Source organism: Saccharibacillus sp. WB 17, assembly GCF_008634075.2.
GTDB lineage: Bacteria > Bacillota > Bacilli > Paenibacillales > Paenibacillaceae > Saccharibacillus > Saccharibacillus brassicae.
In genome coordinates, this window is the sequence record NZ_VPFK02000042.1 from 1 (window position 1) to 19,828 (window position 19,828).

At 60.0% G+C, this 19,828-nt stretch carries 18 protein-coding genes, 8 tRNA genes and 1 rRNA gene; all 27 read left to right on the forward strand.

Annotated elements, in window-relative coordinates:
• Positions 1-94: ribosomal RNA gene (locus tag FTE24_RS18705) — 23S ribosomal RNA — on the forward strand; the annotation flags it as partial.
• Positions 95-300: 206 nt separating this feature from the next.
• Positions 301-392, forward strand: a tRNA-Ser gene (locus tag FTE24_RS18710).
• Positions 393-434: 42 nt separating this feature from the next.
• Positions 435-508, forward strand: a tRNA-Met gene (locus FTE24_RS18715).
• A gap of 19 nt (positions 509-527) precedes the next feature.
• A tRNA-Val gene (locus FTE24_RS18720) sits at positions 528-603 on the forward strand.
• 6 nt (positions 604-609) lie between these two features.
• A tRNA-Thr gene (locus FTE24_RS18725) sits at positions 610-685 on the forward strand.
• Between the two features lie 13 nt (positions 686-698).
• A tRNA-Asp gene (locus FTE24_RS18730) sits at positions 699-774 on the forward strand.
• A 31-nt stretch (positions 775-805) separates the two neighbouring features.
• Positions 806-878 (forward strand) — tRNA-Phe (locus FTE24_RS18735).
• 12 nt (positions 879-890) lie between these two features.
• Positions 891-975, forward strand: a tRNA-Tyr gene (locus tag FTE24_RS18740).
• Positions 976-982: 7 nt separating this feature from the next.
• Positions 983-1,055, forward strand: a tRNA-Lys gene (locus tag FTE24_RS18745).
• Positions 1,056-1,149: 94 nt separating this feature from the next.
• Positions 1,150-2,298: a PucR family transcriptional regulator gene (locus tag FTE24_RS18750; protein WP_150233973.1), complete on the forward strand. Its 1,149-nt coding sequence runs from the start codon at positions 1,150-1,152 to the stop codon at positions 2,296-2,298.
• Between the two features lie 119 nt (positions 2,299-2,417).
• The gene (locus tag FTE24_RS18755; RefSeq protein WP_141447905.1) at positions 2,418-3,545 is read left to right on the forward strand and encodes an ABC transporter ATP-binding protein; all 1,128 of its coding nucleotides are present in this window, start codon (positions 2,418-2,420) and stop codon (positions 3,543-3,545) included.
• 178 nt (positions 3,546-3,723) lie between these two features.
• Positions 3,724-4,662 carry an HPr(Ser) kinase/phosphatase gene (gene hprK, locus FTE24_RS18760; protein WP_141447906.1) on the forward strand — a complete coding sequence of 313 codons (939 nt, stop codon included), beginning with the start codon at positions 3,724-3,726 and terminating at the stop codon, positions 4,660-4,662.
• Positions 4,663-4,713: 51 nt separating this feature from the next.
• Complete coding sequence (lgt, locus tag FTE24_RS18765; protein WP_150233971.1) at positions 4,714-5,766, forward strand: prolipoprotein diacylglyceryl transferase; 1,053 nt, start codon at positions 4,714-4,716, stop codon at positions 5,764-5,766.
• A gap of 7 nt (positions 5,767-5,773) precedes the next feature.
• The gene (gene ppaX / locus FTE24_RS18770) at positions 5,774-6,427 is read left to right on the forward strand and encodes a pyrophosphatase PpaX (protein WP_150233969.1); all 654 of its coding nucleotides are present in this window, start codon (positions 5,774-5,776) and stop codon (positions 6,425-6,427) included.
• A complete protein-coding gene (locus FTE24_RS18775; RefSeq protein ID WP_141447909.1) occupies positions 6,424-6,915 on the forward strand; it encodes an acyltransferase in 492 nt (163 codons plus the stop codon). Before ppaX ends, FTE24_RS18775 begins: the two co-directional genes overlap by 4 nt.
• Positions 6,916-7,139: 224 nt before the next feature.
• Complete coding sequence (locus FTE24_RS18780) at positions 7,140-8,360, forward strand: acyltransferase (RefSeq protein ID WP_237401839.1); 1,221 nt, start codon at positions 7,140-7,142, stop codon at positions 8,358-8,360.
• A 367-nt stretch (positions 8,361-8,727) separates the two neighbouring features.
• Complete coding sequence (locus FTE24_RS18785; RefSeq protein ID WP_141447911.1) at positions 8,728-9,912, forward strand: ATP phosphoribosyltransferase regulatory subunit; 1,185 nt, start codon at positions 8,728-8,730, stop codon at positions 9,910-9,912.
• 164 nt (positions 9,913-10,076) lie between these two features.
• Complete coding sequence (hisG, locus tag FTE24_RS18790; protein WP_150233964.1) at positions 10,077-10,721, forward strand: ATP phosphoribosyltransferase; 645 nt, start codon at positions 10,077-10,079, stop codon at positions 10,719-10,721.
• A 107-nt stretch (positions 10,722-10,828) separates the two neighbouring features.
• The gene (gene hisD, locus FTE24_RS18795) at positions 10,829-12,130 is read left to right on the forward strand and encodes a histidinol dehydrogenase (RefSeq protein ID WP_150233962.1); all 1,302 of its coding nucleotides are present in this window, start codon (positions 10,829-10,831) and stop codon (positions 12,128-12,130) included.
• 73 nt (positions 12,131-12,203) lie between these two features.
• The gene (hisB, locus tag FTE24_RS18800; protein ID WP_141447914.1) at positions 12,204-12,812 is read left to right on the forward strand and encodes an imidazoleglycerol-phosphate dehydratase HisB; all 609 of its coding nucleotides are present in this window, start codon (positions 12,204-12,206) and stop codon (positions 12,810-12,812) included.
• Between the two features lies 1 nt (position 12,813).
• The gene (hisH, locus tag FTE24_RS18805; RefSeq protein WP_150233960.1) at positions 12,814-13,440 is read left to right on the forward strand and encodes an imidazole glycerol phosphate synthase subunit HisH; all 627 of its coding nucleotides are present in this window, start codon (positions 12,814-12,816) and stop codon (positions 13,438-13,440) included.
• A 48-nt stretch (positions 13,441-13,488) separates the two neighbouring features.
• Positions 13,489-14,223 (forward strand): 1-(5-phosphoribosyl)-5-[(5-phosphoribosylamino)methylideneamino]imidazole-4-carboxamide isomerase, encoded by a 735-nt coding sequence (gene hisA / locus FTE24_RS18810; RefSeq protein WP_150233958.1) that lies wholly within the window; start codon positions 13,489-13,491, stop codon positions 14,221-14,223.
• A gap of 61 nt (positions 14,224-14,284) precedes the next feature.
• On the forward strand, positions 14,285-15,043 hold the full coding sequence (hisF, locus tag FTE24_RS18815) for an imidazole glycerol phosphate synthase subunit HisF (RefSeq protein ID WP_141447917.1): 759 nt from the start codon (positions 14,285-14,287) through the stop codon (positions 15,041-15,043).
• The gene (hisIE, locus tag FTE24_RS18820) at positions 15,040-15,822 is read left to right on the forward strand and encodes a bifunctional phosphoribosyl-AMP cyclohydrolase/phosphoribosyl-ATP diphosphatase HisIE (RefSeq protein WP_150233956.1); all 783 of its coding nucleotides are present in this window, start codon (positions 15,040-15,042) and stop codon (positions 15,820-15,822) included. Before hisF ends, hisIE begins: the two co-directional genes overlap by 4 nt.
• Before the next feature lie 164 nt (positions 15,823-15,986).
• Complete coding sequence (gene hisJ, locus FTE24_RS18825) at positions 15,987-16,811, forward strand: histidinol-phosphatase HisJ (RefSeq protein WP_150233954.1); 825 nt, start codon at positions 15,987-15,989, stop codon at positions 16,809-16,811.
• A gap of 145 nt (positions 16,812-16,956) precedes the next feature.
• Positions 16,957-17,904, forward strand: coding sequence for a ribose-phosphate diphosphokinase (locus tag FTE24_RS18830; RefSeq protein WP_150233952.1), 948 nt, complete (start codon positions 16,957-16,959; stop codon positions 17,902-17,904).
• Positions 17,905-18,232: 328 nt separating this feature from the next.
• Positions 18,233-19,783, forward strand: a complete 1,551-nt coding sequence (locus FTE24_RS18835; RefSeq protein WP_237401840.1) for a tetratricopeptide repeat protein — start codon at positions 18,233-18,235, stop codon at positions 19,781-19,783.
• Positions 19,784-19,828: the final 45 nt, after the last annotated feature.

Below are 19,828 nucleotides of genomic sequence, written 5' to 3' on the forward strand. Positions count from 1 at the left end.
AGACCCCTTGGAGACGACGAGGTAGATAGGCAGGAGGTCGAAGCGCAGCAATGCGTGTAGCTGACCTGTACTAATCGGTCGAGGGCTTATCCTATAGACTTGCGCAGCAAGGCTCTTCGGAAGCATCTGCTTCGGTTGAGACTTCGGCGTAAGCAAACACTTCATGACGCGAAGTGGATCGTTTCGGATCCGGTTTTCAGGGTGCAAATCCTGTAACTGCAAGATGCATGTCTTTTCTGGTGTGGGTTATTTTCCTGGATACTGTTCGGCGAACAATAATCTCACGGAAAAAACCGGTTTGGAGAGATACCCAAGTGGCTATAAGGGGACCCTCTGCTAAGGGGTTAGACTGCGTTAGCGGTGCGAGGGTTCGAATCCCTCTCTCTCCGCCATTCCTTTCTTCATTGCAAGAAAGAAAATGGCACTTGTAATATGGCGGTGTAGCTCAGCTGGCTAGAGCGTACGGTTCATACCCGTGAGGTCGGGGGTTCGATCCCCTCCGCCGCTATCTTTATCTTTATTCCCATGGAGGCTTAGCTCAGCTGGGAGAGCATCTGCCTTACAAGCAGAGGGTCGGGGGTTCGAGCCCCTCAGCCTCCACCATCATATGCCGGTGTAGCTCAATTGGTAGAGCAACTGACTTGTAATCAGTAGGTTGGGGGTTCAAGTCCTCTCGCCGGCACCATTAAATTTGGTCTGGAACCGTGGTGTAGGGGTTAACATGCCTGCCTGTCACGCAGGAGATCGCGGGTTCAAATCCCGTCGGTTCCGCCATTTTAATTGAATAACTGGTTTTATGGAGTATGGCTCGGTAGCTCAGTCGGTAGAGCAAAGGACTGAAAATCCTTGTGTCGGCGGTTCGATTCCGTCCCGAGCCATCTTTATAGTGTGGAGGCTTAGCGAAGTGGCCAAACGCAGCAGACTGTAAATCTGTTCTCTCCGAGTTCGGTGGTTCGAATCCATCAGCCTCCACCAGTTTCGAGAGCCATTAGCTCAGTTGGTAGAGCACCTGACTTTTAATCAGGGTGTCGAAGGTTCGAGTCCTTCATGGCTCATCAAGAAGTCGTGTTCCGTTTTGACGGAATGCGGCTTTTTTGCGTATTTGGATTTATGTTAAGATAGAAGAAAACAGGTGTTGGAGGACGGGCTATGAATGTGCAGGACATCCGGCGCCGACTGGAATCGATCGTGGGCAGAACGGTAGAACGGATCGGCGTCTCAAAAAAGCGGCAGCAGGAACTGATGGGCGCGGTCGAACCCGAATGGCAGCCGTCCGGAAGCGAACCGGAAGCCGGGCCGGCCGTGGAAGCGATGCGTCTCGGCGTGGTCGAAGCCGGCTCTACCTGGTTTTTCTCCGCCGATGCCTCGTCGGAAACGGCGGAACGCACCGCTTTTCGTATCGCGAGCGACCGGTTGGACCCTGCCCTGCGCGAATTGATTGCCCTGCTCGTGCAGACGTCGGCAGCGGAGAACTCCGCGCCGCCCCTCCAGGAGGAAGAGACGGAAGCGCAGCAGCTGGGCCGCTGGCTGGCGGACAGGCTGGAGTCGGGAGAAGCTCCGCATGAACTGCCGGATACGCTGCGGTTGAAAAGCCGTCTGTTCACGGAGATGATTCCGTTTCTGTTGATCTACGAAGGGGCGCAGAGTTCGATCGGCGGCTACGAAGAGCTGCATCAGCTGCTGTCCACGTTTCTGGAGCGGGAAGTGCGGGTCGTTCCGCTGCGCGAACGGGAATGGCTGCTGCTCGTCGATCGGCTGGACGTGCTGGATCTGTCGGAAGAACGGGGCGAAGGCGACGAATCGGATCGCGAGCTGCTCGAAGCGTTCGGACTCGGCTTGTACGAGCTAATTGCGAGCGAATGGGCCGGCATTTTCAATCTGTCGGTATCGGAACCGCTGCAGCCGGCCCACGGACTCGTTCCGGCGCTGCGCATTTTGCGGGAAAGCGTCTTTCTCGGCAAAACGTTCCATGTGACGCGTCATGTGCACTTGCCGTGGGAGCTGGATCTGGAGCGGTTGATCTACAGCATTCCGGGCGAGCAGCGGGAACGGTTCATGGAGCGGATCGAAGGCCGGGCGGTCGTGCTGGCGGACAGCGAGACGCTGGCGACGCTGACGACTTTTTTCCAAATGAACTGCAATGTGAGCGAGACGGCCAAGCAGCTGTACATCCACCGCAATACGCTGATCTACCGGTTGGACAAGGTCAAACAGGAGACGGGGCTCGACGTGCGCAACTTCAGCGACGCCGTTTCGATGAAGCTTGCGCTCCTATTGGATAAAGTGACAAAAGACTGAGCGGATTTTTGTGCAGTTTGCGGATAGCCAGGAAAGCGTATTCAAGTTAGAATGGGAACAGATAAAAGAAAGCCGCTTTGCTTCATACACATATCCTCAATACAGGGAGGCAACACTCAATGGCTGGTGTACGCTTAGAACATATCTATAAGAAATACGCAGGTTCCGACAAAGCAACGGTAATCGACGTTAACCTTGATATCAAAGATAAAGAATTCCTCGTCCTGGTCGGTCCTTCCGGCTGCGGAAAATCGACGACTCTGCGCATGATCGCAGGTCTGGAAGAAATTTCCGAAGGCAAACTGTATATCGGTGACCGCGTCGTAAACGACGTAGCTCCGAAAGACCGCGATATCGCGATGGTCTTCCAGTCCTACGCCCTCTACCCGCACATGGACGTATACTCCAACATGGCGTTCGGCCTGAAACTGCGCAAAGTGAAAAAGGAAGAAATCGAGAGACGCGTTCGCGAAGCGGCGAAGATTCTCGATATCGAGCATTTGCTTGAGCGCAAACCTAAAGCACTCTCCGGCGGTCAGCGTCAGCGGGTTGCCCTGGGACGCGCCATCGTACGGGATCCGCAAGTCTTCCTGATGGATGAGCCTCTCTCCAACTTGGACGCGAAACTTCGCGGTCAGATGCGCGCGGAAATCACGAAACTGGTTAAGCGCCTCGAGACGACTTGTATCTACGTAACGCACGACCAGATCGAAGCCATGACCATGGGCGATCGCATCGTCGTTATGAAAGACGGCATCATCCAGCAGGCCGCTCCGCCGGAAGATCTCTACAACAACCCGACGAACATCTTCGTTGCCGGCTTCATCGGTTCCCCTACGATGAACTTCATCAACGGCACGCTGGTCGACAAAGCGGACGGCCTGTACTTCCAGGCTCAGAACCTTGACGTCGAAATTCCGCGCGGCAAAGCTCAAATCCTGCGCGAAAAATCGATGGTCGGCAAAGAAGTCATTCTGGGCCTGCGTCCGGAAGACGTGCACGAAGAGCCGGTCTTCCTGGAAGCTTCGCCAAAAACGGTCTTCACGGCCAACGTTGAAGTTACCGAGAACCTCGGTCACGAAATGCTGTTGTACCTGACAGGCCTCGGCGGCGACACGACGATCGCCCGTGTAGACGGACGTTCGAACGTACGTGAAGGTTCCCAGGTTCAACTGGCAATCGACATGAACAAAGCGCACATCTTCGAAAGAGAATCCGAAGTGAACGTCTTCTACGACGTCAAATAATTCGGCTGCTCTCCGAAAGAGCTTACAGGGCCGCCCTCCGGGGCGGCTTTTTCGTTTGGGGCGGGCAGCGAACGAGCATTGCTTTCGATCTGTATTTCCTTTACGATGAATAAGATAGCGTTTAGAAGCGGCACGACGATTCCATACAAGAACGACCGAGAGAAGGGAAGAATACGCAATGGCTAAAAAGGTAAAAGTAGCCGAGCTGGTTCAACAGTTTCAGTTTGAAGTCGTATCGGGCGAAAAAGGATTGCGCCGTCCGATCGTCGTCGACGACCTGAACCGGCCGGGACTAGAGATGGCCGGATACTTCGAATATCATTCGCCGGAGCGCATTCAGCTGTTGGGCAAAACCGAGCTGACTTTTTATCATATGCTCTCGAAAGAAGACAAGTTGGACCGGATGAGCCGGCTCTGCAGCGAAGAGACGCCGTGCATTATCGTCACCCGGTCTTTTGACGTGCCGGAAGAACTGATTGCTCTCGGCGAAGAGCGGGATATTCCGATTCTGCGCAGCGGCATGTCGACGACCAGCCTGGGCAGCCGCGTTACCGGCTTCCTGGAACGCAAGCTGGCGCCGACGACGACGATCCACGGCGTGCTGGTGGATGTGTACGGCGTAGGCATCATCATTACCGGCAGCAGCGGCATCGGCAAAAGCGAGACCGCCCTGGAACTCGTCAAGCGCGGCCACCGGCTTATCGCCGACGACGCGGTCGAGATTCGTCAGAGCGCCGACAACCAGCTCGACGGCACTGCGCCGGAACTGATCCGTCACCTGCTGGAGATCCGCGGCGTAGGCATCATCAACGTGATGACGCTGTTCGGGGCGGGCGCGATCCGCAACCACAAGCGCATTACGCTCGTCGTGCGGCTGGAGAACTGGCAGCCGGACAAGCAGTACGACCGTCTGGGACTCGACGAGGAGACGACGCGCATCATCGATACGGATGTGCCGCTCGTGACGGTTCCGGTACGACCGGGCCGAAATCTGGCCGTAATTATCGAAGTGGCGGCGATGAACTTCCGTCTGAAGCGTATGGGCTACAACGCGGCCCAGCAGTTTACGCACAAATTGACCGCAACGATCGATAACGACGCGGACGATCTGGACTAAGGCGTCGACTGCTTCACATTTCATGCGGCAAACGCACGGGGAGGAACAAGAATGGGTGCATTACTGGCGATCAATCCGATCGCTTTCAGCATCGGTCCGCTGGCCGTGCACTGGTACGGGCTGATTCTCGGGCTCGGTGCCGTGACCGGCATGCTGATCGCAATGCGGGAAGGCAAGCGTTTCGGGCTGCCGCAGGAATTGTTTATGGATATTTTGCTGTTCGGCGTTCCGTCGGCCATCATCTGCGCGCGGCTGTACTACGTGGCCTTCCAATGGGACCAGTACAAAGACAATCCGCTGAAGATTTTCGCCATTTGGGAAGGCGGCATCGCTATTTACGGCGCGCTGATTGGCGCCGTGATCTGCGGCGTGGTCTATACGCGTATCAAGGGATACAGCTTTTGGCGGATCGCCGATCTCTGCGCGCCGGGTCTGCTGGCCGGTCAGCTGATCGGCCGCTGGGGCAACTTCGTCAACCAGGAAGCGTACGGCGGCGAAGTGAGCGAAAGCTTCCTGCGCGATACGCTGCACCTGCCGAACTTTATCGTGAACCAGATGAATATCGAGGGCGTGTTCCATCATCCCACATTCCTCTACGAATCGTGCTGGAACCTGCTGGGCATCCTGCTGATCTTCGTGATCCGCCGCCGCAAGTTCGTGCGTGCCGGCGAGATCTTTATCGGCTACTTTATCTGGTACGCGATCGGCCGCTTCTTCATTGAAGCGCTGCGCACCGACAGCCTCGCGTTCCAGGGACCGGGCTGGCTGGCTTCGCTGATCCACGGCATGTGGACGCCGATGACGTGGTTCGGCTTCGAAGAAGGTTACCTCGACCCGGCTTACGGCAACGTCCGGATCTCGCAGCTGGTCGCGATCCTCTTCTTCGTTATCGCGATCGCGCTGATCGTGATCCGTCGCATGAACGGCCAGGCCAATATCCGGTATTCCGATCCGATCGTCTCGTCCAGACCGGAAAACGCGCCTCCGGCGATCGACGAGCGCCATCGCGCGGAGACGGGATCGGAGACCGACCGCATCGCTGCCACGCCGTCCGATAGGGAACGCACACCGCCTTCGGGCGACGATCCTCTGCGCAAGGAGTGAGAACCTCATGAATCCGGCAATACGCACCGTGCTGTTCGACCTGGACGGCACGATCATCGATACCAATCAGCTTATCATCGATTCTTTCATGAATACGGTGACCGGCTCTTCGCTGACGCGGGAGACGATCATTCCGCATATGGGCACCACGCTGCAAAATCAGCTGCGCGTCTTCTCCGGCCTCGACGATGTGCGCGAGCTGGAGCAGGCTTACCGCGCCTACAATCTGGCTCACCACGATTCGATGGTCAAGCCGTTCCCGCATGTGCAGCAGGTCATTCATGACCTGCATGCGGCCGGGATCCGCCTCGGCGTCGTCACGACGAAGATCCGGCCGACGACGATGAAAGTGCTGGAGATGTTCGACCTGTACCGGTACATGGAAGCGGTCGTGACCGTCACCGATGTGACGCATCCGAAGCCCCATGCCGAACCGGTGCGGATGGCGCTGGAGAAAATGGGCGCAGAAGCCGAGACGGCGCTGATGGTAGGCGACAGTCCGGCCGATATCCAATCGGCCCAGAACGCGGGCGTGCGCGCCGCGGCCGTCGCCTGGTCGCTCAAAGGCGAACAGGAGCTGTCCGGCTACGGGCCGGACCATATGCTGCACGATATGCGCGACCTGTACGAATTGACCGGAACGGAGCGTCGGGAAGCATGAGAAAAACGGAGCGCCATTTCGTCGAAGACGGTCCCAACGCGCTGCGCCAGATCTACAAGACGGTCAGCCCGTGGAAAGGCGTCAAAAATTTCGTTTTTATCCAAATTGCCCGCTACTGCCCGGTGCTTGAACTGAAAAACTGGATCTACCGCCGTATCCTCCACATGAAAGTGGGCCAGGATACGGCTTTCGGCCTTATGGTCATGGTCGATGTCTTTTTCCCGGAAAAGATTACGATCGGACGCAACACCGTCATTGGCTACAACACGACCATCCTCGCGCACGAGTATTTGATTCGCGAATACCGGCTCGGCGAAGTCATTATCGGGGACGAGGTCATGATCGGCGCCAACACGACGATTCTGCCGGGCGTGACGATCGGCGACGGCGCGGTCGTGGCGGCCGGTTCGGTCGTCTACCGCGATGTAGAGCCGGGCACTTTCGTCGGCGGCAATCCGCTGCGGGTCATCGAACGGAAAAATCCTTAATTTTGTAAAAAAATCGACCTTAAAAACGCAAATTTCCTAAAAAACGACTAAAAAAAGGGATACGAAGCTGCGCCGTCGGGTATAATGCGAAGAGAGCGGACAACGGGAGGCGCTTGCGCCATCCCGTTTTTCGCTTCGTCGGTAGCCGATACGAAGTCCGCATGGAACGATCAGGCAACCAGATCGCTGCGCACGTTCGCAGCGCAACATCGCGGAAGGGAGCAATGGAGTTGAGTTCTGTTTCAATCAAAAAAGAGCGGCTGCCGCAGCTGGACACATTTCGCGCGCTGGCCATTTTGGGCGTGCTGCACGTACATGCCACCTCGCTCGCGACGGTCGAATCCGTCGAACTGAAAGCTTTTTACCTCATCAACTTTCTTAACGTCTTTTTCAGATACGGGACGCCTTCGTTTATTATGCTGAGCAGTTTCGTGCTGTTCTACAACTACTTCAACCGTCCGCTGGACGGCAAGTTGATCGGAGGATTCTACAAAAAACGGCTGCTCTACATTTTGCTGCCTTATGTGCTGTTCTCGGTCATTTATTTCATCTATAAGATGCACGTGGCGGGAACGCTTGGAACGAGCACCGAAACGTACGGGGAGATGCTGGGCCGCTACTGGAAAAACCTGAGTGAAGGCACCGCGTATACGCATCTGTATTTCGTGTACATCAGCGTGCAGTTCTACATTTTGTTCCCGCTGATGCTGAAGCTGTTCAAGTCGTCCAAATGGTTCGTGCGCTGGGCGATTCCGATCGGACTTGTGCTGCAATGGGCGTTCGTGATCTGGAACAAATACGAATGGCAGTATCAGAGCAAAGGCAGTCTCGCGATTACATATCTGTCTTATTACATGATCGGCGCCGTGCTGGCGATTCATTTCGACAAGGTACGGAGCTGGCTTATGAACGACCTCAACAAGCTGCGCACGAAAGCGTGGATCTGGAACGGGATTCTGTGGATCTCGTGGGCGGCGGTGGCGGGGGTGCATATCTGGTTCTACCAGCAGGTACGTCTCAACGGCCTGATCGTCGACACGATCTGGTACGAGATTCTGTGGAATCTGCACACGATGCTTACGGCGCTTGTGCTGATGCGGGTATCGTTCGTCCTGTACCGCAAAGGGCCGAAATGGCTGATCAAGCTGCTGACCCGGCTCGGGGAGCTGTCGTTTGCGATCTATCTCGTCCATCCGCTCATCCTCGGCTATTACCGGGATACGAAAGACTGGTTCTTCGATCAGGTGCCGATGAGCTCGATGACGTATCTGATTTGGGTGTACGGAGGGCTGGTCTGCTCGCTCGTCGTCTCCTGGATCGTCACCCAGGTTGTCCTGCGCTGGATTCCGGGGGCGTGGGTGCTGCTCGGAAGCGTACCTGGGTCTTTGCGTAAAAAGAAAACGGGTCCGTCCGCGCCGGTATCGGCGACCGACCGTAATCTGTAATTGATCGCAATCTGTGATCGATCGGAATCCCTGATCGGCCGGGGCGCGCCTCTTTTGTCGAAAAAGCTTTTTCCCGATTGGGGAAAAGCTTTTTTGCTGCTCTGAAGGTCGTATTTATTAGTTGTTCCTCGTTGACTCCAATACGGACAAAATGATAATATAGTCGTACGCTTTATTTTACTACCATGTTATCACGGTACCATAGTAAAGTGTTGGGCTTTCCATTTTCCGCCATACTGCCCGGCAGGCCGCCGACAATTGCGGTTGCCCGGCGGCGGGCTTTCCGATATGGTGAATATAAATAAGGGTAATGCGTAACAGGCGAGACCCGACTGTGTACAGAGACGAACTCATAGAGGTGAAAATCATGTCCAAACCGAAAGGCTTTGAAAAACCGGTCGGCGTGCGCGATTATCTGCCGCGCGCGACGAGAAGGCTGCGCCGGATCGAACGCAGCGTGCTCGACTGCATGGGCCGCTGGGGCTACGACCCGATCAAGACGCCGACGATGGAATATTACGATACGGTCGGCATCGCAAGTTCCACGCCGGACCGCAAATTGTACAAACTGCTCAACAACCGCGGACAGACGCTCGTTCTGCGCTCCGACATGACGGCGCCGATCGCGCGCGTCGCTTCGTCGCTGCTGCGCGAAGAACCGCTGCCGCTGCGGCTGTCGTATCACGCGAACGTGTTCCGAGCGATCGAAGAAGAAGCGGGCCGCGAAGCGGAATTTTTCCAGACGGGCGTCGAACTCGTCGGCGACCGTTCGCCGGAGGCGGACGCGGAAGTGATCGCGCTCGCGATCGCTTCGCTGCAGGCAGCCGGCGTCGGCACGTTCAAGTTCGCCATGGGGCATGTCGGCTTCCTGAACGGGCTGTTCGACGAAGCGCTGCCGGATCGCTCGGACGCGCAGCAGGCGCTCAAAGAGCGGCTGCTGCATCGCGATTACGTGGGCTTCCGCGAGACGGCGGAATCGCTCGGCCTGAAGCCCGAGCAGCAGGAAGAGCTCGAAGGGCTGCTGCGCCTGCGCGGCGGGGTCGAGGTCTGCGAGCAGGCGGCCGGGCTGAGCGGCCATACGCTTGCGCAGGAGTCGCTTGCGCATCTGCGCAGCGTCTGGGAAGCGCTGGTCGACTACGGCGTGTCGCAGCATGTTTTGATCGATCTGACGATGATCGGCGATTTCTCGTATTATACGGGCATGGTGTTCGAAGGCTACGCGGCGGAACTCGGGTTCCCGGTCTGCAGCGGCGGCCGTTACGACAATCTGCTGCGGCAGTTCGGCCGCGACGTGCCGGCTACGGGCTTCGCGCTGAAGACGACGCGCATTCTCGACGGCGTGGACGATCCGGCGGGCGAAGAAGAACGCCCGGCGCTGATCGTGTACGAAGCGAACCGGCGGGCCGAAGCGTTGGCCGAAGCCGCCCGTATCCGGGCGGAAGGCGGGGCCGCGGTCACGCGCCTTGCGGCGGAGAGCGCCGGGGAAGAGAGCGAGAGCGGCCGCTACAGCCGGGTGCTGCGCCTGACGGCGGAGAACGCGCCGGCGAACTGAACGGCGGCGATCGGCGAAGAGGGCCGCATCATGGAGCGATTCGGGCACGGATCACAGTCCGAACGGAAGCGGAAGCCGACGTGAAGGAAGTCTGAAGGAAGTCTGAAGGAAGTTGAATCGAAGGAAGCCAATATAGAATCTTTTGACAAGAGGAGGAGAGAAGCATGGGAGAAGTGCTGAAGGTGGCAATGCCGAAAGGGCGCATCTACAAAAAGGCCGCGCAGCTGTTCCGCGAAGCGGGCATCGTCATTCCGGACGACGTGGACGACTCGCGCCGGCTGGTCATTCCGATTCCGGAAGCGAATATGGAGTTCATCATGGCGAAGCCGGTCGACGTGCCGACCTACGTCGAATACGGCGTGGCCGATATCGGCATCGTCGGCAAGGACGTGCTGCTCGAAGAGAACCGCGACGTATACGAACTGCTCGATCTTGGCATCGCGCGCTGCCGCATGTCGGTCATCGCGCTGCCGGACCGGCAGCCGGGTATCCATCTGCGGGTAGCGACCAAATATCCGAACGTCGCGGCGCGTTATTTCCGCGAGCAGGGCGAGCAGGTCGAAGTGATCAAGCTGAACGGCTCGATCGAGCTGGCGCCGCTGATCGGTCTGGCCGACCGGATCGTCGATATGGTCGAGACGGGGCAGACGCTCAAGGACAACGGACTCGTGGAGCTGGAGAGCATCTTCGGCATCACGAGCCGCCTGATCGCGAACCGGGTCAGCTACCGGATGAAGAACGACGCGATCCAGCAGCTGTGCGACAAGCTGGAGAAGGTCATGCCGGGCGCCGGCACGGCAAAAGTCTAACACGGTCGCCGGGGACGGGACGCTGCGTCGCGCTGCGCTGCGTGAAAGTGTACGCGGAGACTCTGCCCGACCCCGGACCCTGATTACAAGAAGCGGGAGGAACCCCCATGAAGATCGTACAAGCGGCACAGTTCGATCTGCGCCGGGACGTGGAATACGGCTCGGAAGAGCAGGTCGCGATCGTCAAGCGGATCGTCGGCGACATCAAGGCGGAAGGCGACGCGGCGCTGCTGCGCTACACCGAGAGCCTCGACCGCACGAAGCTCGAAGCTTCGCAGCTGCGCGTCACGGACGCGGAACTGCAGGCGGCCTACAGCCGCGTCGAGCCGTCCTTTATCGAAGCGATCGCGGCCGCGGCCGCGAATATCCGCGCTTTCCACGAACGGCAGAAGCGCAATTCCTGGATGGACCTGCAGCCGGACGGCAGCCTGCTGGGACAGATCATCCGGCCGCTGCGCCGGGTGGGCGTCTACGTGCCGGGCGGCAAAGCCGCCTATCCGTCTTCCGTGCTGATGAACGTCATTCCCGCCCAGGTGGCGGGCGTGCCGGAGATCGTCATGGTCACGCCGCCGGCAACGGGCGGCCGCGAAGGGATCGATCCGTACATTCTCGTCGCGGCGGCGGAAGCCGGCGTGACCGAGATGTACCGCGTCGGCGGCGCGCAGGCGATCGCGGCGCTCGCCTACGGCACGGACAGCATCGAGCGGGTCGACAAGATCTGCGGGCCGGGCAATATCTACGTCGCGCTGGCCAAGCGCGAAGTGTACGGGCTGGTCGATATCGACAGCCTGGCCGGACCGAGCGAGATCGTCGTCCTCGCGGACGAGACGGCCGACCCGGAATACGTGGCGGCCGACCTGCTGTCGCAGGCGGAGCACGACGAACTGGCTTCGGCCATTCTCGTGACGACGTCGGAACGCGTGGCGGAATACGTCTCCGCCGAGGTCGAGCGGCAGCTGTCGCTGCTGCCGCGCGAGCATATCGCGCGGGCTTCGATCGAGAACTACGGCGCGATCATCGTGACCGGGAGCCTCGAAGAAGGCATCGCCGTCGTGAACCGGCTGGCGCCGGAACATCTGGAAGTAATGGTGCAGAATCCGGTCGACTGCCTGGGCCTGATCGAGAACGCGGGCGCGATTTTCCTCGGCCCGTACAGTTCCGAGCCGGTCGGCGACTACTTTGCCGGACCGAACCATATCATTCCGACGAACGGCACGGCGCGTTTCGCTTCGCCGGTCGACGTGGACGATTTTATCAAAAAATCGAGTCTGATCCAATACAGCAAGCAGGCGCTGCTCGCCAATGCCGCGACGATCATGGAGCTGGCACGCCGGGAAGGGCTGGAAGGCCACGCGCGCGCAATCGAAGTTCGGGTGAACAAGGAAGGCGCGGCGCGCCGGGCAGACTGATCACAAGGACGCCGCGCCGCCTGGCGGAACGCGGCGGGCCGAATTCAACAGACGAGAAAGCGGGGCAACAGGGATGACGGAAGCCAATCAGGCAGGGGCGCGCAGCGCAAGCATCGCGCGCAAGACGAACGAGACGGATATCAAGCTGTCGTTCGGAATCGACGGAACCGGCGTATCGGAAATTTCGACGGGGGTTCCTTTTCTCAACCATATGCTCGACCTGTTCGCGAAGCACGGCCAATTCGACCTGAACGTCGACGCGGACGGCGATATCGACATCGACGACCACCACACGGTCGAAGACATCGGCATCTGCCTGGGCGGGACGCTGCTGGAATCGCTTGGCGACAAGCGCGGCATCAAGCGCTACGCCAGCGTGTTCGTTCCGATGGACGAAGCGCTTGCGCAGGTCATCATCGACGTGAGCGGACGTCCGCACTTCGAGTACCGCGCGGAGTATCCGTCCAATCTCGTCGGCACTTTTTCCACCGAGATGGTGCATGAATTCCTGTGGAAGTTCGCGCTGGAATCGCGTATCACGCTGCACGTCATCGTGCACTACGGCCGCAATACGCACCATATGATCGAAGCGGTGTTCAAGGCGCTCGGCCGCGCGCTCGACGAAGCGACATCGATCGATCCGCGCGTGACCGGGGTGCCGTCGACGAAGGGAGTGCTGTAACATGACCGTCGCGATCGTCGACTACGGCATGGGCAATCTGCACAGCGTCAGCAAAGCGGTGGAACGGCTCGGGTACGAATACCTGATCACCGGCGACGAAGTCGAGATCATGCGGGCTTCCAGCGTGCTGCTGCCCGGAGTGGGCGCGTTCGGCGACGCGATGAGCCATCTGCGGGATACCGGCCTTGACCTCGTCATGCGCCGCGCCGCGGGCGAAGGCCGGCCGCTGCTCGGCATCTGCCTCGGCATGCAGCTTCTGTTCGACGGAAGCGAAGAGCACGGCGACCACGAAGGGCTCGGGCTGCTGCCGGGGCGCGCGGTCCGGTTCCCGAGCGGAGAGCTCAAAGTGCCGCATATGGGCTGGAACCGGCTGGACTTTACGCGCGGCGGCGAGCCGCTGCTCGGCGGACTGGAAGAAGGGCACGTCTACTTCGTCCATTCGTACCACGTGGAACTGGGCGAGCCGGGCGACCTGATCGCGTCGGCGGACTACGGGCTGCCGGTCACGGCGATCGTGGGCCGGGAGAACGTCTACGGCATGCAGTTCCATCCGGAGAAAAGCGGGGAGCTGGGCATGAACCTGCTGCGCAATTTTCTGAAGCTGTCCGAAGGACCGGGCAGGTTCTGAGCGGACGAGCGGTTTGACAAGCATACGGAGGAAAAAGGAGAGTTGACGATGACGGCATTTACGATCTATCCGGCAATCGATATTCGCGGCGGCAAATGCGTGCGGCTGCTGCAGGGCGATTACGACCAGGAAACGGTGTTCAACGAAAGCCCGCTCGAAGCGGCGAAGCAGTGGGCAGATCTCGGCGGCCCTTACATCCATCTGGTCGATCTCGACGGAGCCAAAGCGGGCCGTCCGGTCAACCATGAGCTGATCGGCAGCATCGCGTCGGCGTTGAACGTGCCGGTGCAGGTCGGCGGCGGCCTGCGTACGTTCGAAGACGTGCGCCTGCTGCTGTCGCTCGGCGTGAGCCGGGTCATTCTGGGCACGGCGGCGATCGAAGACAAGTCGTTCACGGAAAAAGTGCTGGCCGAATACGGCGACCGCGCGGCGATCGGAATCGACGCGAGAAACGGCTTCGTGGCGACGAGAGGGTGGCTTACGACGTCCGAAGTGCGCGCGGAAGACCTGGCGAAGGAATTGGCGGCCAAAGGGGCGGAAACGTTCATCTTCACCGACATTTCGCGCGACGGCATGATGCAGGGGCCGAACGTGGAAGCGATTCTGAGCCTGGCCAAAGCGTCGGGCAAAACGGTGATCGCGTCGGGCGGCGTGAGCGTGCAGGCCGATCTGGAGCGCCTTGCGGCGCACACGGCGGACGGCATCGGCGGAGCGATCGTCGGCAAAGCGCTGTATACGGGCAGCATCGACCTGGCGGCGGCGCTGCAGGCGGTCGGGCGTTAAGCGGACCGGCATTCAAGCGGATTCGCATGTAAAAAGAACGGGAGTCGAAAGGAGGAGCCGTATGCTCGCGAAACGAATCATTCCGTGTCTGGACGTCAAGGACGGACGCGTGGTCAAAGGAGTCAATTTCGTCAATCTGCGCGATGCCGGCGATCCGGTCGAACTGGCTTCGGTCTACGACCGGGAAGGCGCGGACGAACTCGTCTTCCTCGATATTTCGGCGTCGGTCGAAGGACGGGCCACGATGGTCGAGGTCGTGCGCCAGACGGCGGGAGAGATTACGATTCCGTTCACGGTCGGAGGCGGCATCTCGCAGGTGGACGACATGAAGCGCATTCTGCGCGCGGGCGCCGACAAGACGGCGGTCAACACGGCGGCGGTCCTGCGTCCCGAACTGATCGCCGAAGGCGCGCGGCGCTTCGGCTCGCAGTGCATCGTGCTGGCGGTCGACGCCAAGTACAACGCGGAGTGGGAAGAATGGGAAGTGTACACGCACGGCGGACGCAAGCCGACCGGCATCCGTGCGCTGGAATGGGTGCGGCGCGCCGAATCGCTCGGAGCGGGCGAGATCCTGCTGACGAGCATGGACGCGGATGGCACCAAAGACGGCTTCGACCTCAAGCTGACGCGCGCGGTCTGCCGCGAAGTGTCGGTGCCGGTCATCGCCTCGGGCGGGGCGGGCACCTCGGAGCATTTCTACGACGTGTTCACGGAAGGCACGGCGGACGCGGGACTTGCGGCGACCATTTTCCATTACAAAGAAATCGCGATTCCGGACTTGAAGAATCAATTGAAGCAAAAAGGAGTCGAAATCAGATGAAAAGAGAAAACGATGTGACCGTCCCGCCCGAGCAGTTTGCGGCGCAGGTCAAATGGGACGCGCAGGGGCTGGCTCCGGCGATCGTGCAGGACGCACACAGCAAGGAAGTGCTGACGCTCGCCTACATGAACGAAGAATCGCTGCGCCGCTCGATCGAATACGGCGAGACGTGGTTCTGGAGCCGTTCGCGGCAGGAATTTTGGCACAAAGGCGCGACGTCGGGCAATGTGCAGCGGATCGTCTCGCTGAGCTACGATTGCGACGGCGACGCGCTGCTGGTCGGCGTCATTCCGGCCGGACCGGCTTGCCACACGGGACGGGTAAGCTGCTTCTTCAACAAGGCGGAGCTTGCGGGCGGAGCGGCGGAAACGGGCGTGATCGACGCGGCCGGCGCCGGTGCGGAAAGCGGGCGCGTGCTCGGTTCGGAGCCGGAATTCGCGCAGACGTCGGCGGCTTCTGCCGGAGCGCAGGAGTCGGCCGGACGTTTCGACGTGCTGGGCGAACTGGAAGGCATCATCGCCGAACGCGACCGCGAACGGCCGGAAGGCGCGTACACGACGTATTTGTTCGAAAAAGGGATCGACAAGATTCTCAAAAAAGTCGGCGAAGAAACGGCGGAATCGATCATCGCGGCCAAAAACGGCGACAACGCCGAACTGCGCCTCGAAGTGAGCGACCTGATCTATCACCTGCTCGTGCTGCTGCAGGAGCGCAAGCTGCCGCTGGACGAGATCATGGACGAGCTGGCGCGCCGGCACGAACGTCCGCGCCGGGACTGACCGGATTCGTCGGACCCGGCCGACCCGGCTGGACGCTTCGGGCCCGAAGCGAAGCCGGACGGCGATCCGCAGCCGGGCAGGCATGCGGATCACAACGGCGGACACCCGGCAGACGGCCGGTGCGGTCCGCTTTTTCTATCGGACAAGCGAGAGGAGAAAATCTGATGCTCATCGATTACCATACGCACCACGAACGGTGCGGTCATGCCGTCGGCACGCTGGAACAATACGTGCTGCGCGGCATCGAGCTCGGCCTGGGGCAGCTCGGCTTGTCCGACCATATGCCGCTGATCCATGTCGATCCGGCCCTCTACTATCCGGAGATGGCGATGCCGATGGACGAACTGCCGCGCTACGTCGAGGAAGTGCTGGCGCTCAAGCAGAAATACCGGGACCGTATCGATATCAGGCTGGGGCTCGAAGGCGATTATATCGAAGGCTTCGAGAGCGAGATCAAGGCTATCGTCGACGCCTATCCGTGGGATTACGTCATCGGCTCGGTACATTTCCTCGGCGAATGGGACGTCACCGATTTTCGGCAGACGGCCGGCTGGGAAGGGCGCGATCCGCTGGACGTCTACCGGACGTATTACGACGCGGTCGGACGCGCGGCGGAGACCGGCTTCTACGATATCGTCGGCCATTTCGACGTGATCAAGCGCTTCGGCCACGGCCCCGCGCCGGAGCAGGCCGCGGAGCGGGAAGCGGCCGAGAACGAAGCGCTGCGCCGGATCGCGGACAGCGGCATCGCGATGGAGCTGAACGCTTCCGGCCTGACCAAGCCCTGCGCGGAGATGTTTCCTGCGGAAGGGCTGCTGCGCCGCGCGCTTGCGCTGGGCATTCCGCTGACGCTCGGGTCCGACGCGCACGATCCGGCGAAGCTGTCCGAGAATCTGGACAAAGCCCGCGCGCAGCTGCTTGCGCTCGGCGTGCGCGAGGTGGCGACGTTCGATCGCCGTACGCGGACGATGATCGCTTTAACGGAATAAAAAGCGGGAGACGCCGTTTTCGGCGTCTCTTTGCTTTTGCCGCTCCGGCGATTGGGGTATAATCAAGGCAAGTCCAAGGAAAATTTTATCGATTCGCGGAGCAAGTCCTACGCGGTATACACAAAACAAGATGCGGGAGGGTGCCATGCAGCACAGGATGCGTGTATTTTCAGGATCTTCCAATCCGGGTCTGGTGGACCGGATCTGCAACGATTTGGGCGTTACGCCCGGCAAGGTCAAACTGACCAAATTCAAAAGCGGCGAGAGTTACGTACATTACGAGGAAAGCATTCGCAATCTGGACGTCTTTCTCGTACAGTCGCTGTCCCATCCGATCAACGAGCATTTTGTCGAACTGCTCGTCATGATCGACGCCGCCAAGCGGGCTTCGGCCCGTACGGTCAATGTGGTCATTCCCTATTACGGATATGCCCGCCAGGAGCGCAAAGCCGCGCCGCGCGAACCGATCTCGGCCAAGATGGTCGCGGACGTGCTGACGACGGCCGGCGCGAGCCGCGTCGTCACCATCGAACTGCACGCGGCCGCCATCCAAGGATTTTTCAACATTCCGGTCGATCACCTCACGACGCTCGATCTGATCGCCAACTATTTGCGCAGCAAAAACATTACCGATCCGGTCATCGTGTCTCCGGACGCGGGCCGGGCGAAGCTGGCCGAGAAGCTCGCGAACCGGCTCGACTCGCCGGTCGCGATCATGCTCAAGAAACGTCCGGCTCACAATCAGGCGATGATCACCCACGTCATCGGCGACGTCGAAGGACGCACCCCGATCATCATGGAGGATCTGATCGATACCGGTTCGACGATCCTCAAAGTGGTGGAAGGGCTGAAGGAACGCAACGCCAAGGACTCGATCGTCTGCGCGACGCACGGCGTGTTCTCGGACGGCGCGCTGCAGCGCCTGGAACATCCGAATATCCAGGAAGTCGTCATTACCGATTCGATCGCGCTTCCGGCGGACCATTCGGACCGCTTCACCGTGCTGCCGGTCGCGCCTATGCTCGCCCGGGCCATCCATATTATTCTGGAAGGCGGATCGCTCGCGACGCTGTTCAGCGACTCGGGGATCTGACCGGGATTTGACCGTCCCGGCGCCGGAAACGGCGGCCGGGTCAAGGAGCGAAGCGTCGGCCGCTTGGTTGGGAGCGACCGGGGAATTATGGTATACTGGTTTCGCTATTCGTTTTTAAGCGGTTAACAAAGGGGGCCTTGCTCAGGTGAACGGGAACAATCGGCGTGAAGAGAAGCCGCGGACCAATGTGGTTTCTTTATCGATGGACGAAAGCTTTTTTTTCGAAAGAGCCGTCCGCGCGCTGGATCGCTACCAATATGACAAGGCGTTGAAATATTTTCGCAAATCGGTCGAACTAAAACCGGATAATCCGGTGAACCATTGCAATATGGCGGGTATATTGTCCGAGATGGGCCAATACGAAGCATCGAACGACGTGCTGCTGCACGTGCTGGACGAGGTCGATCCGTCCATGACGGAGTGCCGGTTCTACATGGCGAACAACTTCGCGAACATGGAACGGTTCGAAGAAGCCGAGACCGCGCTGCTGAAGTATCTGGAGGAAGACGCCGCCGGTCAGTTCCTGCACGAAGCGGAAGAGATGATCGACCTGCTTCAACTGGAACTGAACCGCAAGATCCGCGATCACAGCGTGCTGGCCCGCCGCGGTTCCGACCGGCACGAACGGGCCCGGACGATGCTGGAAGAAGGCATGTTCGCCGAAGCGGCCGACCTGCTGGAAGAACTGCTGAAGGAATATCCCGAATTTGCCGCCGCCGCCAATAACCTGGCGTTGGCCTACTACTATATGGGCATGACCGACCGGGCGCTTGGCGTAGTGGAAGACGTACTGGAGCGCGAACCGGGCAATCTGCACGGGCTGTGCAACCTGGCGATCTTCCGCCGCCATTCCGGCCCCGCGGGCGCCGAAGAAGCTTCGCGCCTGGCGCGCCGCCTGACGGCGATCATCCCGTTCCATCGCGAACACGCCTTCAAGCTGGCGACCACGCTCGGCATTCTGGGCGAACACGAAGCGGCTTACGTGCATTTTCGCAGGCTGCTGACGGACGAGGAAGCGTCCGCGGACGCTTCGCTCCATCATTACTGCGCCGTAGCCGCGGTGCTGAGCGGCAGGCCCGAAGCGGCCGAGAAGCTGTGGAAGACGACGCTGAAGCTCGATCCGGAAGCCGAAGCGGCGGCCTATTATCTCGGTCGCCTGCCGGAGTGGCAGACCGACGGCATCGCCGAGCCGGTCAGCTACCATTACCGGCTTGAAGCCGTGCGCCGGTCGGAGCTGTGGCAGCGCTGGGAAGAACGGCTGCCCGAAGATTCGCCGGCGATTCGTGCCGCGCTCATCCGCACGCTGCGCAGCGGCAGCGAAGAAGACAAGCATCATGCGCTGCAGGCGTGCCGGCCGCTGGCGGACGAAGAGATGACGCGGGTCCTGAAGGACCTCGCCTACGACGAGCGCGAATCGGAAAGCGTACGCGGCCTGGCACGCTCGATTCTGGTCGATAACGGATTTGAGCAGGCGGAGCCGGACGCCGAAGACGAACGGTCTTCGGCCCTGTTCTCCCTCGAACCGGCAGAACTGCCGGTGTGGGAGAAACGGTGGCAGGACGTGCTCGACGCGGCGATCCGCTCTTCGTGCGCGCCCGGCGATTTCAGCCTGAGGCGCGATCTGGAGTCGCTCTGGACCGATTTTCTGCGCCGGCTGTATCCCGAAGTTCCCGTGCTTTCCTACGTGGAAGGCTGGGCGGCGGCGCTCGATTACCTGACCGACAAGCTTCGCCGCGGCACCTCGACCTATGAAGAGGTCGGCCGCCGTTACGGCGTGTCGGCTTCGACCGTCGGGCGCTACGTCAACCGGGTGGACCAGGTATGCAGCATCAAGGAACGCATGACCCTGCACGGAAGAGATCACCGGAAAGGACTGTAACGTCCGATCCGCATGTACCCCAAGAATCGCAAAAGCCAATCAACC

Coding starts and splice junctions, on each gene's coding strand:
- FTE24_RS18750 (WP_150233973.1), top strand. CDS start 1,150: ATGAATGTGCAGGACATCCGGCGCCGACTGGAATCGATCGTGGGCAGA.
- FTE24_RS18755 (WP_141447905.1), top strand. CDS start 2,418: ATGGCTGGTGTACGCTTAGAACATATCTATAAGAAATACGCAGGTTCC.
- hprK (WP_141447906.1), top strand. CDS start 3,724: ATGGCTAAAAAGGTAAAAGTAGCCGAGCTGGTTCAACAGTTTCAGTTT.
- lgt (WP_150233971.1), top strand. CDS start 4,714: ATGGGTGCATTACTGGCGATCAATCCGATCGCTTTCAGCATCGGTCCG.
- ppaX (WP_150233969.1), top strand. CDS start 5,774: ATGAATCCGGCAATACGCACCGTGCTGTTCGACCTGGACGGCACGATC.
- FTE24_RS18775 (WP_141447909.1), top strand. CDS start 6,424: ATGAGAAAAACGGAGCGCCATTTCGTCGAAGACGGTCCCAACGCGCTG.
- FTE24_RS18780 (WP_237401839.1), top strand. CDS start 7,140: ATGGAGTTGAGTTCTGTTTCAATCAAAAAAGAGCGGCTGCCGCAGCTG.
- FTE24_RS18785 (WP_141447911.1), top strand. CDS start 8,728: ATGTCCAAACCGAAAGGCTTTGAAAAACCGGTCGGCGTGCGCGATTAT.
- hisG (WP_150233964.1), top strand. CDS start 10,077: ATGGGAGAAGTGCTGAAGGTGGCAATGCCGAAAGGGCGCATCTACAAA.
- hisD (WP_150233962.1), top strand. CDS start 10,829: ATGAAGATCGTACAAGCGGCACAGTTCGATCTGCGCCGGGACGTGGAA.
- hisB (WP_141447914.1), top strand. CDS start 12,204: ATGACGGAAGCCAATCAGGCAGGGGCGCGCAGCGCAAGCATCGCGCGC.
- hisH (WP_150233960.1), top strand. CDS start 12,814: ATGACCGTCGCGATCGTCGACTACGGCATGGGCAATCTGCACAGCGTC.
- hisA (WP_150233958.1), top strand. CDS start 13,489: ATGACGGCATTTACGATCTATCCGGCAATCGATATTCGCGGCGGCAAA.
- hisF (WP_141447917.1), top strand. CDS start 14,285: ATGCTCGCGAAACGAATCATTCCGTGTCTGGACGTCAAGGACGGACGC.
- hisIE (WP_150233956.1), top strand. CDS start 15,040: ATGAAAAGAGAAAACGATGTGACCGTCCCGCCCGAGCAGTTTGCGGCG.
- hisJ (WP_150233954.1), top strand. CDS start 15,987: ATGCTCATCGATTACCATACGCACCACGAACGGTGCGGTCATGCCGTC.
- FTE24_RS18830 (WP_150233952.1), top strand. CDS start 16,957: ATGCAGCACAGGATGCGTGTATTTTCAGGATCTTCCAATCCGGGTCTG.
- FTE24_RS18835 (WP_237401840.1), top strand. CDS start 18,233: ATGGCGGGTATATTGTCCGAGATGGGCCAATACGAAGCATCGAACGAC.